Origin of the sequence: Streptomyces sp. ID05-39B, from assembly GCF_033794725.1 — a bacterium.
GTDB lineage: Bacteria > Actinomycetota > Actinomycetes > Streptomycetales > Streptomycetaceae > Streptomyces > Streptomyces bobili.
On record NZ_JARGEF010000022.1, the window covers coordinates 1 to 13902 of the forward strand.

The 13902-nt window shown below is 72.0% G+C and carries 13 protein-coding genes; 11 read left to right on the forward strand and 2 right to left on the reverse strand.

Annotation, left to right across the window (positions count from 1 at the left end; translation table 11 throughout):
* Positions 1 to 118: 118 nt before the first annotated feature.
* Positions 119 to 1243 (forward strand): tRNA 2-thiouridine(34) synthase MnmA, encoded by a 1125-nt coding sequence (mnmA, locus tag P1P75_RS08025; RefSeq protein WP_319252966.1) that lies wholly within the window; start codon positions 119 to 121, stop codon positions 1241 to 1243.
* Positions 1244 to 1268: 25 nt separating this feature from the next.
* Here the strand turns inward: mnmA and P1P75_RS08030 are convergent, their stop codons facing one another.
* Together P1P75_RS08030 and P1P75_RS08035 are read right to left on the reverse strand one after the other, a co-directional pair.
* Positions 1269 to 2051 carry an alpha/beta fold hydrolase gene (locus P1P75_RS08030; RefSeq protein ID WP_319252969.1) on the reverse strand — a complete coding sequence of 261 codons (783 nt, stop codon included), beginning with the start codon at positions 2049 to 2051 and terminating at the stop codon, positions 1269 to 1271.
* Between the two features lie 38 nt (positions 2052 to 2089).
* Positions 2090 to 2413 carry a DUF427 domain-containing protein gene (locus tag P1P75_RS08035; RefSeq protein ID WP_319252971.1) on the reverse strand — a complete coding sequence of 108 codons (324 nt, stop codon included), beginning with the start codon at positions 2411 to 2413 and terminating at the stop codon, positions 2090 to 2092.
* Positions 2414 to 2464: 51 nt separating this feature from the next.
* Here P1P75_RS08035 and P1P75_RS08040 point away from each other — a divergent pair, with 51 nt between their 5' ends.
* The 10 genes from P1P75_RS08040 to P1P75_RS08085 all read left to right on the forward strand — a co-directional run bounded on the left by P1P75_RS08040 (position 2465) and on the right by P1P75_RS08085 (position 13873).
* Positions 2465 to 3004, forward strand: coding sequence for a TIGR00730 family Rossman fold protein (locus P1P75_RS08040; RefSeq protein ID WP_319252973.1), 540 nt, complete (start codon positions 2465 to 2467; stop codon positions 3002 to 3004).
* Between the two features lie 18 nt (positions 3005 to 3022).
* Entirely contained in the window at positions 3023 to 3721 is a 699-nt protein-coding gene (locus P1P75_RS08045) for an SDR family oxidoreductase (RefSeq protein WP_319252975.1), read from the forward strand.
* Between the two features lie 57 nt (positions 3722 to 3778).
* On the forward strand, positions 3779 to 4780 hold the full coding sequence (locus tag P1P75_RS08050) for a methionine synthase (protein WP_319252977.1): 1002 nt from the start codon (positions 3779 to 3781) through the stop codon (positions 4778 to 4780).
* Between the two features lie 15 nt (positions 4781 to 4795).
* Positions 4796 to 6991 carry an NAD-dependent DNA ligase LigA gene (ligA, locus tag P1P75_RS08055; RefSeq protein ID WP_319252979.1) on the forward strand — a complete coding sequence of 732 codons (2196 nt, stop codon included), beginning with the start codon at positions 4796 to 4798 and terminating at the stop codon, positions 6989 to 6991.
* Between the two features lie 266 nt (positions 6992 to 7257).
* On the forward strand, positions 7258 to 9519 hold the full coding sequence (locus tag P1P75_RS08060) for a bifunctional diguanylate cyclase/phosphodiesterase (protein WP_319252981.1): 2262 nt from the start codon (positions 7258 to 7260) through the stop codon (positions 9517 to 9519).
* 246 nt (positions 9520 to 9765) lie between these two features.
* Positions 9766 to 10062 (forward strand): Asp-tRNA(Asn)/Glu-tRNA(Gln) amidotransferase subunit GatC, encoded by a 297-nt coding sequence (gene gatC, locus P1P75_RS08065; RefSeq protein WP_073498632.1) that lies wholly within the window; start codon positions 9766 to 9768, stop codon positions 10060 to 10062.
* 5 nt (positions 10063 to 10067) lie between these two features.
* Positions 10068 to 11570 carry an Asp-tRNA(Asn)/Glu-tRNA(Gln) amidotransferase subunit GatA gene (gene gatA, locus P1P75_RS08070; RefSeq protein WP_319252983.1) on the forward strand — a complete coding sequence of 501 codons (1503 nt, stop codon included), beginning with the start codon at positions 10068 to 10070 and terminating at the stop codon, positions 11568 to 11570.
* Positions 11567 to 11809: a hypothetical protein gene (locus P1P75_RS08075; protein WP_319252985.1), complete on the forward strand. Its 243-nt coding sequence runs from the start codon at positions 11567 to 11569 to the stop codon at positions 11807 to 11809. Before gatA ends, P1P75_RS08075 begins: the two co-directional genes overlap by 4 nt.
* A 15-nt stretch (positions 11810 to 11824) precedes the next feature.
* A complete protein-coding gene (gene gatB, locus P1P75_RS08080; RefSeq protein ID WP_319252987.1) occupies positions 11825 to 13339 on the forward strand; it encodes an Asp-tRNA(Asn)/Glu-tRNA(Gln) amidotransferase subunit GatB in 1515 nt (504 codons plus the stop codon).
* 87 nt (positions 13340 to 13426) lie between these two features.
* Positions 13427 to 13873, forward strand: coding sequence for a hypothetical protein (locus P1P75_RS08085; RefSeq protein WP_319252989.1), 447 nt, complete (start codon positions 13427 to 13429; stop codon positions 13871 to 13873).
* Positions 13874 to 13902 lie beyond the last annotated feature (29 nt).

Below are 13902 nucleotides of genomic sequence, written 5' to 3' on the forward strand. Positions count from 1 at the left end.
GCCCCCACCCCTGCACCCATCTCCGCACCCATCTCCGCCCTGTCCTTCCTCGCCCCTCGAGATCCACAACGGATACTCGCGGGCCGCGGTTCCCGGCGCCCCGTACCCTGGAGGGGTTATGACTGAGACCACGCAGCGCCCCCTCCGCGTCCTCGCCGCCATGTCCGGCGGAGTGGACTCCGCCGTCGCCGCCGCCCGTGCCGCGGAAGCCGGCCACGACGTCACCGGTGTCCACCTCGCGCTCTCCGCGAACCCGCAATCCTTCCGCACGGGCGCGCGGGGCTGTTGCACCATCGAGGACTCCCGCGACGCGCGCCGCGCCGCCGACGTCATCGGCATCCCGTTCTACGTCTGGGACCTCGCGGACCGCTTCCGCGAGGACGTCGTCGACGACTTCGTCGCCGAGTACGAGGCCGGCCGCACCCCCAACCCCTGCCTGCGCTGCAACGAGAAGATCAAGTTCGCGGCGCTCCTGGACAAGGCCCTGGCCCTCGGCTTCGACGCCGTGTGCACCGGCCACTACGCGCAGGTGATCGTCCGCGAGGACGGCAGCCGCGAACTGCACCGCGCCTCCGACATGGCCAAGGACCAGTCGTACGTCCTCGGCGTCCTGGACGAGAGGCAGCTCGCGCACGCCCTGTTCCCGCTCGGCGACACGGTGACGACGAAGGACGAGATCCGCGCCGAGGCCGAGCGCCGCGGCCTCGCGGTCGCCAAGAAGCCCGACTCGCACGACATCTGCTTCATCGCCGACGGCGACACCCAGGGCTTCCTCGCGAAGCGGCTGGGCAAGGCCGAGGGCGACATCGTCGACGAGAGCGGCACCAGGATCGGCAGCCACGACGGCGCGTACGGCTTCACCATCGGCCAGCGCAAGGGCCTGCGCATCGGCACCCCGGCCGCAGACGGCAAGCCGCGCTACGTCCTCGACATCTCACCGGTGGACAACACCGTGACGGTCGGCCCCGCCGACGCCCTGGACGTCACCGCGCTCACCGCCGTCAAGCCCCGCTGGTGCGGCACGGCCCCGGCCGGCCCCGGCACCTACACCGCCCAGCTCCGCGCCCACGGCGGCGAGACCGAGGTCAGGGCCGAACTCGTCGACGCCACCCTGCACGTCACCTTCACCGAGCCGGTCCGCGGGGTCGCCCCCGGCCAGGCGATCGTCCTGTACGACGACACGCGCGTGGTCGGTTCGGCGACGATCGCCTCGACCACGCGCGCGAAGACCGCCGCCGTGTGACCGTCCGCCCCAGCGGCCGTCCGCCCTACGGCGTGAGGAACTCGGTGAGCACCGGCGCCAGGACGTTCGGGTCGACCATGTGGGTCTGGTCCTCCAGGGACCGGTAGGTGCCCTGCGCGGCGGCCTCCGCGACCGCTCGGGCGGCCCGGCGCATCCAGTCCGGGCTGGCCGAGCCGGCCAGTGACAGGACCGGGACGTCCAGCGAGGCCAGCCGCTCCCGGGGAACCAGGCCGTCGCCCATGACGGCGTCGTCGTAGGCCAGGGTGGGGGCGATCCTCTCCATGGCGGGCCACATCGGCGACTGGCGGGCGCCCCGGATCATCTCCTCCGCCAGGCCCGTCAGACGCAGGAACAGTTCCACGGCGTCCCCGCGCCGGTCGTGGGCGAGGGCCTCCGTCAGGTGCTCGGTGTACGCGGCGCGCTCCTCGGCGCCGCCCTCGGAGAAGTCCGCGAACGGCGTCTCGTACACCGCGACCCGGCTCACCGGCAGCCCGGCGGCAGCAGCCTCCAGGGCCAGCGCGCCGCCCGAGGAGACGCCGTACAGCGCCGCCTCGCCGCCCGCCTCCTCGATCAGTGCAGCCAGGTCCTCGACCTCGCGCTCCACCGCGTACGGGGCCGTGTCGCCACTCTCGCCGCGGCCCCGGCGGTCGTACCAGAAGGCGGTGAAGTGCGGGGCGAGGAGCCCGGCCAGGGGCGCCACCGTGCCGCCCGTCGACATCGCCCCGCTCACCAGGATGACCGCGGGGCCCTGCCCTGCACGGGCGTACGCCAGGGAGGTGCCGTCGCGGGAAAGGGTCTTCTTGTCCATGCCTGTGCAGACTGCCCCAGGACACGGGACTTATCGCCCTACGACACCTCCACTTCGTAGAAGCACAGGTGGTCCTTGATCCGTTCGACGTCCGGCTTCGGGTCGGAATACGCCCACACGAGGTCGGGAGCGTCCGGCAGCGACCAGTAGGACGCCGTGCCCTTGAACGGGCAGTGGGTGTGGGTGTCGGAGGGGGTGAGGAGATCCAGGCGTACGTCGTCCGCGGGAAGGTAGTAGCGCACCGGGCAGCCGGTCTCCCTGAGGATCAGGGGCCGGTCCGTCTCGGCCAGCACCTGGTTCCCATGGACGACCCGTACGTGCTGGGTGCCCTGCTCGATCGTGATCGTGTGTCCGTCGGCCATACCCGGGACAGCACGCGAAGGCCGCCGGTTCTTCCCGCGTACCGTGGCCGGATGCGCATCTGTGTCTTTCTCTCCGCCGCCGACCTCGACGACCGCTACACCCGGCCCGCCCGGGAATTCGCCGAACTGCTCGGCAAGGGCGGGCACACCCTCGTGTGGGGCGGCTCCGACGCCGGGCTCATGAAGGTGGTCGCCGACGGCGTGCAGGAGGCCGGCGGCCGGCTGTGCGGGGTCTCCGTGGACTTCCTCGCGGCCAAGGCGCGGCCCGGCGCCGACGAGATGGTCATCGCGCGCGACCTCGCCGAACGCAAGCGGCTGCTCCTGGAGAAGGCCGACGCGGTGGTCGTCATGGTCGGCGGCACGGGCACCCTCGACGAGGCCACCGAGATCCTGGAACTGAAGAAGCACGGCCACACCGACAAGCCCGTCGTCCTGCTCAACACGGCCGGCTTCTACGACGGCCTCAAGGAGCAGTTCCGGCGCATGGACACCGAGGGATTCCTGCCCCGGCCGCTCACCGACCTGGTGTTCTTCGCCGAGGAGCCGGTCGGGGCGCTCGCCTACCTGGAGGAGAGCCAGGGCGTCGCCTGAGCCGGCGGTGATGCGAGCATGGCGGGTATGGCAACTCATGTGATCACCGGAGCGGGTTCCGGCATCGGCGCGGCCGTCACCCGCCGCCTCCACGCGCGCGGGGACGACATCGTGCTGCACGCGCGGGACGCGGGACGTGCGAAGGAACTGGCGGCGGAGTTTCCCGGGGCGCGGACGCTGGTCGGCGACCTCGCGGACCCCGACAAGCTCAGCTGGGCCTTCTCGCACCAGTCGCTGCCGGAGCGGGTGGACTCGCTGCTGCACATCGCCGGGGTGGTCGATCTCGGGCCCGTCGGCGAGCTGACGCCCAAGGCGTGGCGCCACCAGCTCAACGTCAATCTGATCGCTCCCGCCGAGTTGACGCGGCACTTCCTGCCGCAGGTGCGGGCGGCTCGCGGGCACGTCGTGTTCGTCAACTCCGGGGCGGGGTTGCGGGCGAGCGCGAACTGGTCGGCGTACGCGGCGTCCAAGCACGGGCTCAAGGCGCTGGCGGACGCGCTGCGGGCGGAGGAGCACGGCAACGGGGTGCGGGTCACCTCCGTGTATCCCGGGCGTACGGCCAGCCCGATGCAGGCCAAGGTCCATCAGCAGGAGGGGAAGGAGTACGACCCCGCCGAGTGGATCGATCCCGAGTCGGTCGCCACGACGATCCTCATGGCGCTCGATCTGCCGCGGGACGCGGAGGTCAACGACCTGACGGTGCGGCCGGGTCGGTAGGGGCACCCCTGGACGGGCTGGATCACCGCGGGCCGGAGGATACGTAGGCTTCGGTTCGTGAACGCATATTTCAGGTTCGGGTCCGCCACCGGGATCGGGTCCATGCCCGGCGGTGACGCCAGGGAGGCCGCCAGGACGGTTGCCGGGTCCTTCGAAGAGTTTCCGTTTCTCGCGGAGCTGCCGGCCAGGGGGCCCGGCGCCGACATGATCGGCCGCACCGCCGGCATGCTCGTCGAGCTGTACGCGCGGGTGGAGCCCAGCGGCTGGCGTCTCGGTGACCGTCCCGGCAGGGACACCCGGCGGGCCAGGTCGTGGCTGCGGGAGGACCTCGACGCCCTGGAGGAGGCCACCCAGGGGTACGAGGGCCAGGTCAAGGTGCAGGCCGTCGGCCCGTGGACCCTCGGCGCCTCCCTGGAGCTGAGGAACGGCGAGGCCGCCCTCTCGGACCCCGGCGCCTGCCGCGACCTCGCCGCCTCCCTCGCGGAGGGCCTGCGCGTGCACCTCGCCGAGGTGCGGCGCCGCGTCCCCGGCGCCCAGGTCGTCCTGCAGCTCGACGAACCCTCCCTCACCGCCGTCCTGCGCGGCCACGTCAGGTCCGCCAGCGGCTACCGCACGTACCGCGCCGTGGACCGGCAGGTCGTCGAGGCGACACTCCGCGAGGTCGTGGGGGTGCACGAGGGCGGCCCCGTCGTGGTGCACTCGTGCGCGCCGGACGTCCCGTTCGCCCTGCTGCGGCGGGCCGGAGCGGCTGCCGTGTCGTTCGACTTCTCGCTCCTCACCGAGCGTGACGACGACACGATCGGTGAGGCGGTGGAAGCCGGTACCCGGCTGTTCGCCGGTGTGGTGCCGGGGACGGACGCCGCATTGTCGGACCCTGCCGGTAGCGTCATGGGTGTCAGGACGCTGTGGCGCAGGCTGGGGCTGCGACCCGACCTTCTCGCGGAGGCGGTGACCGTCACTCCGGCGTGCGGCCTCGCGGGGGCTTCGCCCGAGTACGCGCGGGAGGCGCTCGCCCACTGCGTCCGGGCGGCGAGATCCCTCGCGGACAACCCAGAGTAACGGGAGGACAACACGGTGGCCGGCGACAGGCAAGCGGAGACGACGGTGCCCTCGGAGGCACGGGAGAAGCACGCGCAGCTCGCTGAGCAGATCGAGGAGCACCGCTTCCGGTACTACGTGAAGGACGCCCCCGTCGTCAGCGACGCGGAGTTCGACCGCCTCCTGCGCTCCCTGGAAGCCCTGGAGGAGCGGTATCCCGAGCTGCGCACCCCCGAATCGCCGACGCAGAAGGTGGCGGGGGCGTACGAGACGGAGTTCACCGCCGTCCAGCACCGCGAGCGCATGCTGTCGCTGGACAACGCGTTCGACGATCTGGAGCTGGCCGCCTGGGCCGAGCGCGTCCACAAGGACGTCGGCGCCTCCGCGTACCACTTCCTGTGCGAGCTGAAGGTCGACGGACTCGCCGTCAACCTGACGTACGAGAACGGCCGGCTGACCCGCGCGGCCACCCGTGGCGACGGCCGGACCGGCGAGGACATCACGCCCAACGTGCGGACCATCGCGGAGATCCCGGACCGGCTGTCCGGCGACGGTGTCCCCTCCCTCGTCGAGATCCGCGGCGAGGTCTACTTCCCGATGGAGAAGTTCCAGGAGCTGAACGCCCGTCTGGTCGAGGCCGGCGACAAGCCCTTCGCCAACCCGCGCAACGCGGCGGCCGGTTCACTGCGCCAGAAGGACCCCCGCGTCACCGCGGGCCGCCCCCTGCACATGGTGGTCCACGGCATCGGCGCCCTGGAGGGGTACGAGGGCCTCACCCGCCTCTCCGAGGCCTACGACCTCCTCAAGTCCTGGGGCCTGCCCACCTCCCGGCACAACAAGGTGGTCGACGACCTCGACGGCGTACGGGAGTTCATCGCCTACTACGGCGAGAACCGGCACTCCGTGGAGCACGAGATCGACGGGGTCGTCGTCAAGCTCGACGAGATCCGGCTCCAGGGGCGGCTCGGCTCCACGGCCCGTGCCCCGCGCTGGGCGATCGCCTACAAGTACGCGCCGGAGGAGGTCAACACCAAGCTTCTCAACATCCGCGTGGGTGTCGGCCGTACAGGCCGCGTCACGCCGTACGCCCAGGTCGAGCCGGTGACCGTGGCCGGGTCCGAGGTGGAGTTCGCGACCCTGCACAACCAGGACGTCGTCAAGGCCAAGGGCGTCCTCATCGGCGACACGGTGGTGCTGCGCAAGGCGGGCGACGTCATCCCCGAGATCCTCGGGCCGGTCGCCGACCTGCGTGACGGCAGCGAGCGCGAGTTCGTGATGCCCTCCGAGTGCCCCGAGTGCGGCACCCCGCTGCGGCCGATGAAGGAGGGCGACGTCGACCTGCGCTGCCCCAACGCCCGCACCTGTCCCGCCCAGTTGCGCGAGCGGCTCTTCTACCTCGCGGGCCGCAAGGCCCTGGACATCGACCACTTCGGGTACGTCTCCGCCGCGGCCCTCACCAAGCCGCTGGAGCCCGCGCAGCCGCCGCTGGCCGACGAGGGCGACCTGTTCGACCTCACCATCGAGCAGCTGCTGCCCATCAGGGCGTACGTCCTCGACCAGGACAGCGGTCTGCCCAAGCGGGACCCGAAGACCGGCGAGGAGAAGATCGTCACCGTCTTCGCCAACCAGCAGGGCGAACCGAAGAAGAACGCGCTCGCCATGCTGGACTCCATCGCCGCCGCCAAGGAGCGCCCGCTGGCCCGCGTCCTCACCGGCCTGTCCATCCGGCACGTGGGGCCGGTCGCGGCCGAGGCGCTGGCCCGCGAGTTCCGCTCCATCGACCGCATCGAGCAGGCGAGCGAGGAGGAGCTGGCCGGCACCGACGGCGTCGGCCCGGTCATCGCGGCCTCCCTCAAGGAGTGGTTCGCCGAGGACTGGCACCGCGAGATCATCCGCAAGTGGAAGGCCGCCGGCGTCCGCATGGAGGAGGAGGGCTCCGGCGAGGACCAGGGCCCGCGCCCGCTGGAAGGCCTCACCGTCGTGGTCACCGGCACCCTGGAGCACTTCACCCGGGACGGCGCCAAGGACGCCCTGCAGAGCCGCGGCGCGAAGGTGACCGGATCGGTGTCGAAGAAGACGTCGTTCGTCGTGGTGGGTGACAGCCCCGGATCGAAGTACGACAAGGCGATGCAGCTCAAGGTTCCGGTGCTGGACGAGGACGGCTTCACGGTCCTCCTCGAACAGGGGGCGGAGGCGGCCGCCGAAGTCGCCCTGCCGGTCCCCGAGTCCTGAGGACCGGCGGCCGAAGGCCACCCGATCGGCGCATACCGGCTGCTTCCGGGTGGCAGGGACGCAATCGGGCAACCGTCGACGACCGCTGCCCGCGGAAGCCTTCCGCGGCCTACTGTTGAGACGTGCGCCCGCCGTGCCCCGCTGCCGTCGGGGCATCCCCCGCTCCTGACGGGCCGGGGGAAGGGTCTTCCAACGCGGCACCGGCGAAAGGCTGTCGGGCAGCGGACCGCGTGGCGTCGGCACCGCCGGCTGTGAGAGGGACGGGAATGGAACCGACCGAGAGCGCCGCCCCGGACACTGGGCTGCCCCGGCGCCGGGTCACCGACGCCTGGTGGGGCAGCCGGTGGGTGGCGTGGTCAGAGCGTCCCCCGGACGAACCGGCCCGCACCGGCGACCCGCTCACCCGGACGGCCCCCCGCGCCGCCGGCCCGTTCCCGGCCGGCTCCGACCCCGCGGACCTCTCCGGACCCTACGACGCCGACGCGGAACGCCACCTGACCTGGCCCGCGCTCCCCGCGGCCGTCGTCGCGGGGGCCGGGTTCGCCCTCGGCGCCGCCCTCTACCGGGCCTTCACCTCCAGCCACGCGCTGTTCCCCTCCGGCACCGTCGGCTGGTCGCTGGCCGTGCTGACCGGCGTCGTCGTCGGCCACCTCGTCATGCTGGGCCGGGCCCGCTGGTGGGGCGGCACCGGCTCCGGAGCCGCCCTCACCCTCGCCGTCCTGCTGCTCTACGGCTGGCTGCCCGCCGGCCTGGTCAGCCTCACCGTCGTCGTCCTGGTCGGCATAGCCCGCAGCCACCGCTGGCGCCAGGGCGTCCTGCACGGCGCGGTGGACATCCTCGGCATCGGCGCGGGCGCGCTGCTGCTGGCCGCGTGCGGGCGGGTGCCGTCCGTCGAGCGGCCGTGGACCCCCGACACCTGGACCGTCTACACCGCACCCCAGGTGGTGCTGGTCGCCGTCGCCTACCTCGCCGTCACCCGCATCCTGCTCTGGTACCTGCACACCCCCCGGGCCGGCCGTCTGCCCACCGTCGCCCGTACCGCCCTGCTCAGACAGGGGCTCGTCGCGGTCGCCCTGCTGGGCATAGCCCCGCTGGTGTGCGTCGTCGCCGTCGCCAAGCCGATCCTGCTGCCGCTCTTCGCCATCCCGCTGATCGCCCTCGACTCCACGCTGTGGATGGCCCGCGCCCGCGCCGAGGAACAGTTGCGCGACCCGCTCACCGGACTGCCCAACCGCCAGTGGCTCGGCGAGCGGATCTGGACCGCCCTCGACGACGCCGAGCGGATCGGCGCCCGCGCCGCACTGATGCTGATCGACCTCGACCGGTTCCGGTCGGTCAACGACACGCTCGGCCACCTCGCCGGGGACCGGCTGCTCCTCCAGATAGCCGACCGGCTCAGGCTGGCCCTGCCGCGCGGGGCCGAGGTCGCGCGGCTCGGCGGTGACGAGTTCGCCGTCTTACTGCCCGTCGCCGACTCCACCACCTCGGCGACCCGCGTGGCCCGAGGACTCGTCGCCCATCTCAGCTCCCCCCTCGACCTCGACGGGCTCACCCTCGTCCTGGAGGCCAGCGCCGGGGTCGCCGTCTTCCCCGACCACGCGCTCGACGCGGAAGGCCTGCTGCGGCGGGCGGACGTGGCGATGTACCAGGCCAAACGGGACCGTACGGGCGTCGAGGTCTACGAGTCCAAGCGCGACTCCAACACACCCGACCGGCTCGGTCTGCTGGGCGACCTGCGTCGCGCGCTCGACGCGCACGACGTCCAGCTGCACTACCAGCCCAAGGTCCGCTTCGACGGCCAGGTCGCCGGGCTGGAGGCGCTGGTGCGGTGGGTGCACCCCGAGCGGGGGAAGGTGCCGCCGGACGAGTTCATCGCGATCGCCGAATCCTCCGGGCTGATGCCGCACCTCACCGAGTACGTGCTCGACACGGCCCTCGAACAGGTCGCACGGTGGCGGGCCCAGGGGCTGTACGTGCCCGTCGCGGTCAATGTCTCCCCGCGCGACGTCCACACCCCCGGTTTCGCCGGCTCCGTCGCGGCCCGGCTGGCGCGGCACGGGGTGCCCGCGGCGGCGCTCCAGCTGGAGATCACGGAACACGTCCTGTTGGAGGACCCGCAGCGTGCCGCCGACACCCTCAACGCGCTGACCGGACACGGCGTGAAGATGTCCCTCGACGACTTCGGCACCGGCTACTCCTCCCTGGTCCATCTACGGCGGCTGCCGGTGAGCGAACTGAAGATCGACCGGTCGTTCGTGGGCCGGCTCGCCGTGGACACCGAGGACGCGGAGATCGTGCGCTGCACCGTCGACCTCGCGCATTCACTCGGGCTGCTCGTCGTCGCGGAGGGCGTCGAGGACGACGAGACGTGGGAGCGGCTGCGCGACCTCGGCTGCGATGCCGTACAGGGCTGGCTGGTCGCGGCGGCGATGCCTGCGGAGGAGACCACGGCGTGGCTGCGGGCCCGTGGGGCGCGGGGCTGGCAGCGGCCTGCGGCGGCGTTGCCCGCGGCCGCCGCCGACGAGTGATGCCGGCCGTACACCCGGCCGCCCACCCGTTCGGCCGATCGAAGGCGGCCCATCCGCCCGGGGGAGGCCGGCCCCCGGAGTCTCCTGGACGTCCAGGAGACTCCAACGACACCCGCTTGCCGGGCAGCGCGGCCGGGGACGGACGCGGCCGACGAGGGCCTCACGGCGAACCGTTTAACCGGTAGGCGCCCCGGCCCCATAGGATTGGACCCCACACCACACACACTCACCCCAGAGGAACGCTGCATGCCTGGCATTACGCGCGAGGAGGTCGCCCACCTCGCCCGGCTGGCGCGTCTGGAGCTGAAGCCCGAAGAGCTCGACCACTTCGCGGGACAGCTGGACGACATCATCGGCGCGGTCGCCCGCGTCAGCGAGGTCGCCGACCAAGACGTACCGCCGACCTCGCACCCGCTCCCGCTGACGAACGTCATGCGGGCGGACGAGGTCCGTCCGTCGCTCACCCCCGTGCAGGCGCTCTCCGGCGCCCCGGCCCAGGAGCAGCAGCGTTTCAAGGTGCCGCAGATCCTGGGGGAGGACTAACCGCAATGACGGACACCGTCAACATCATCAAGCTCACCGCCGCCGAGATCGCCGCGAAGATCGCCTCCGGTGACCTCACGGCCGTCGAGGTCACCGAGGCCCACCTGGCCCGTATCGAGGCCGTCGACGAGAAGGTGCACGCCTTCCTGCACGTCGACCGTGAAGGCGCGCTGGCCCAGGCCCGCGCCGTCGACGAGAAGCGGGAGCGCGGCGAGAAGCTCGGGCCTCTCGCCGGTGTGCCCCTCGCGCTGAAGGACATCTTCACCACCGAGGGCATCCCGACGACCGTCGGCTCGAAGATCCTCGAAGGCTGGATCCCGCCGTACGACGCGACGCTCACCAAGCGGCTGAAGGCCGCCGACGTGGTGATCCTCGGCAAGACCAACATGGACGAGTTCGCCATGGGGTCCTCGACCGAGAACAGCGCCTACGGCCCCACCGGCAACCCCTGGGACCTCACCCGCATCCCCGGCGGCTCCGGCGGAGGTTCCTCCGCCGCCCTCGCCTCCTACGAGGCCCCCCTCGCCATCGGCACCGACACCGGCGGCTCCATCCGCCAGCCGGCCTCCGTCACCGGCACGGTCGGCGTGAAGCCGACGTACGGCGCGGTCTCCCGGTACGGCATGGTCGCCTTCTCCTCCTCCCTCGACCAGGGCGGGCCCTGCGCCCGTACGGTCCTGGACGCGGCCCTGCTGCACGAGGTGATCGCCGGGCACGACCCGCTCGACTCCACGTCCATCGACGCCCCGGTCCCCCCGGTCGTCGAGGCCGCCCGCAACGGCAGCGTCGACGGCATGCGCGTCGGCGTCGTCAAGCAGTTCCGCGGCGAGGGCTACCAGGCCGGTGTCATCCAGCGGTTCGACGAGTCCGTCGCGCTGCTGAAGGAACTGGGCGCCGAGATCGTCGAGCTGGACTGCCCGTCCTTCGACCTGGCGCTGTCGGCGTACTACCTGATCGCGCCCTCCGAGTGCTCCTCCAACCTCGCCCGCTTCGACGGCCTGCGCTACGGCGTCCGTACCGGCGACGACGGCACGCACTCCGCCGAGGAGGTCACCTCCCTCACCCGTGAGGCGGGCTTCGGCCCCGAGGTCAAGCGCCGCATCATGCTCGGCACGTACGCCCTGTCGAGCGGCTACTACGACGCCTACTACGGCAGCGCCCAGAAGGTCCGCACGCTCATCACGCGCGACTTCGAGAAGGCCTTCGAGCAGGTCGACGTGATCGTCTCGCCGACCACGCCCACCACCGCCTTCCCGATCGGCGAGCGTGCCGACGACCCGATGGCGATGTACCTGGCCGACCTGTGCACCATCCCGACCAACCTGGCGGGCAACGCGGCCATGTCGCTGCCCTGCGGTCTCGCCCCGGAGGACAACCTCCCGGTGGGCCTCCAGATCATCGCCCCGGCGCTGAAGGACGACAGGCTGTACAAGGTCGGCGCCGCCGTCGAGGCCGCCTTCGTGGAAAGGTGGGGGCACCCGCTGCTCGAGGAGGCTCCGTCGCTGTGAGTAAGGCACTGTCCAAGGCCAAGGGCTTCAAGAAGTCCAAGTCCGGCCTGTACCTGTCCATGGCCACCACCGTGTTCGGCGCGGTGAGTGTCGCCAAGCAGGCCAAACTGGCCCGCACCGAGAGCGACACGCTCCGCCTGATCGACGCCGCCGTGTCCGCCGCCGCCATCGCCACCGGCCTCGCCATCCTCTACCGCGAGCTGAAGCGGCTGGGCGACGACGACGTCCTGCTGGGCTGAGAGGGAAGTTTCACCGTGACCACCACGACCGACCTGGTGTCGTACGAGGACGCGCTGGCGTCGTACGACCCCGTCATGGGCCTCGAGGTCCATGTCGAACTCGGCACCAAGACCAAGATGTTCTGCGGCTGCTCGACCGAGCTGGGTGCCGAGCCCAACTCGCAGACCTGCCCGGTCTGCCTCGGCCTGCCCGGCGCGCTCCCGGTCGTCAACGCGACCGGCGTCGAGTCCGCCATCCGGATCGGCCTCGCGCTGAACTGCGAGATCGCCGAATGGTGCCGGTTCGCCCGGAAGAACTACTTCTATCCGGACATGCCGAAGAACTTCCAGACCTCCCAGTACGACGAGCCGATCGCCTTCAACGGCTACCTCGACGTCCAGCTGGAGGACGGCGAGACCTTCCGCGTGGAGATCGAGCGCGCCCACATGGAGGAGGACACCGGCAAGTCGACCCACGTGGGCGGCGCCACCGGCCGCATCCACGGCGCGTCCCACTCCCTGCTGGACTACAACCGCGCCGGCATCCCGCTCATCGAGATCGTCACCAAGCCGATCGAGGGTGCGGGGGAGCGAGCCCCCGAGGTCGCCAAGGCGTACGTCCGTGAACTGCGCGAGCTCATCAAGGCGCTCGGCGTCTCCGAGGCCCGCATGGAGATGGGCCAGATGCGCTGCGACGTGAACCTGTCGCTGCGCCCGCACGGCCGCGAGAAGTTCGGCACGCGTTCCGAGACGAAGAACGTCAACTCGCTGCGGTCCGTGGAGCGCGCGGCCCGCTTCGAGATCCAGCGGCACGCCGCCGTACTGAACAGCGGCGGGACGATCATCCAGGAGACCCGGCACTTCCACGAGGACACCGGGTCGACGACCTCGGGCCGCGTGAAGGAGGAGGCCGAGGACTACCGGTACTTCCCGGAGCCGGACCTGGTGCCGGTGGCCCCGACCCGTGAGTGGGTCGAGGAGATCCGCGCCTCGCTGCCCGAACTGCCGCTGGTCCGCCGCAACCGCCTGGTGGCGGACTGGGGCATCTCGGCCACCGACATGCAGGCCATCCTCAACGCCGGCGCGCTGGAGCTGATCGTCGCCACGATCGACGCCGGTGCCGACGCGGCCTCCGCCCGCAAGTGGTGGATGGGCGAACTGGCGCGCAGCGCCAACGAGTCCGGCCGCACGCTGGACGAGCTGGCGATCACGCCCGAGCAGGTCGCCCGCGTCGCCGAGCTGGTGAGCAAGGGCGACCTGAACGACAAGCTGGCCCGTCAGGTCATCGAGGGCGTCCTCGCGGGCGAGGGCACCCCGGACGAGGTCGTCGACAAGCGCGGGCTGAAGGTCGTTTCGGACGACTCGGCGCTCGGCACGGCCGTCGACGAGGCCATCGCCGGCAACCCGGGCATCGCCGACAAGATCCGCGGCGGCAAGGTCGCCGCGGCCGGCGCCCTGGTCGGCGCGGTCATGAAGGCCACCCGCGGTCAGGCCGACGCGGCCCGCGTCAAGGAACTGATCCTGGAGAAGCTGGGCGTCAGCGAGGGCTGAGCCCACGCCCGCCCCCTGGGGGGATGCACCGGCTTCGGTGCATCCCCCTTCTCCGTCTCCCGGCCTGAGGCGCTACGCTCGCCCGCCATGAGTGGACGTACCGACTCCGACACCCAGGACGGCATACGGACCGACGCGATCGAGGCGCACGACACGGACGGCACGGACACCGACACCACGGACGACATGCCTCGCCCCGACCCCGACCCCGACGACGCGGACGCCGACGCGGACGCCGACGCGGACGGGGACTCGGGTGAGGACTCGGGTGAGGACGAGTACGCCGGTGAGGACGCCCGGCAGGCCCGCTGGACCGCCGCCGGGACCGGCGCCCTGCTCACCCTCGCCGGGCTCGCCGCAGCCCTCCTGCGCCTCACAGGACCCGCCCCCGCTCTCGTGCCCGCCGCCTACGCCCTGGGCGCCGCCGTGTGCGCGCTCGCCGCGCTGCTGGGCTCCCGCGGCCGTACCCGGCGCGCGCTGTGGCTGCTCATCGCCGGGGTGATGGTGATGGCGGTCGGCGACCAGCTGGACTGACGGAGTTCCGGCGGGCCGGCCCGCACGGG

Coding starts and splice junctions, on each gene's coding strand:
- mnmA (WP_319252966.1), top strand. CDS start 119: ATGACTGAGACCACGCAGCGCCCCCTCCGCGTCCTCGCCGCCATGTCC.
- P1P75_RS08085 (WP_319252989.1), top strand. CDS start 13,427: ATGAGTGGACGTACCGACTCCGACACCCAGGACGGCATACGGACCGAC.
- P1P75_RS08060 (WP_319252981.1), top strand. CDS start 7,258: ATGGAACCGACCGAGAGCGCCGCCCCGGACACTGGGCTGCCCCGGCGC.
- gatC (WP_073498632.1), top strand. CDS start 9,766: ATGCCTGGCATTACGCGCGAGGAGGTCGCCCACCTCGCCCGGCTGGCG.
- P1P75_RS08040 (WP_319252973.1), top strand. CDS start 2,465: ATGCGCATCTGTGTCTTTCTCTCCGCCGCCGACCTCGACGACCGCTAC.
- P1P75_RS08030 (WP_319252969.1), bottom strand. CDS start 2,051: ATGGACAAGAAGACCCTTTCCCGCGACGGCACCTCCCTGGCGTACGCC.
- gatA (WP_319252983.1), top strand. CDS start 10,068: ATGACGGACACCGTCAACATCATCAAGCTCACCGCCGCCGAGATCGCC.
- P1P75_RS08035 (WP_319252971.1), bottom strand. CDS start 2,413: ATGGCCGACGGACACACGATCACGATCGAGCAGGGCACCCAGCACGTA.
- P1P75_RS08045 (WP_319252975.1), top strand. CDS start 3,023: ATGGCGGGTATGGCAACTCATGTGATCACCGGAGCGGGTTCCGGCATC.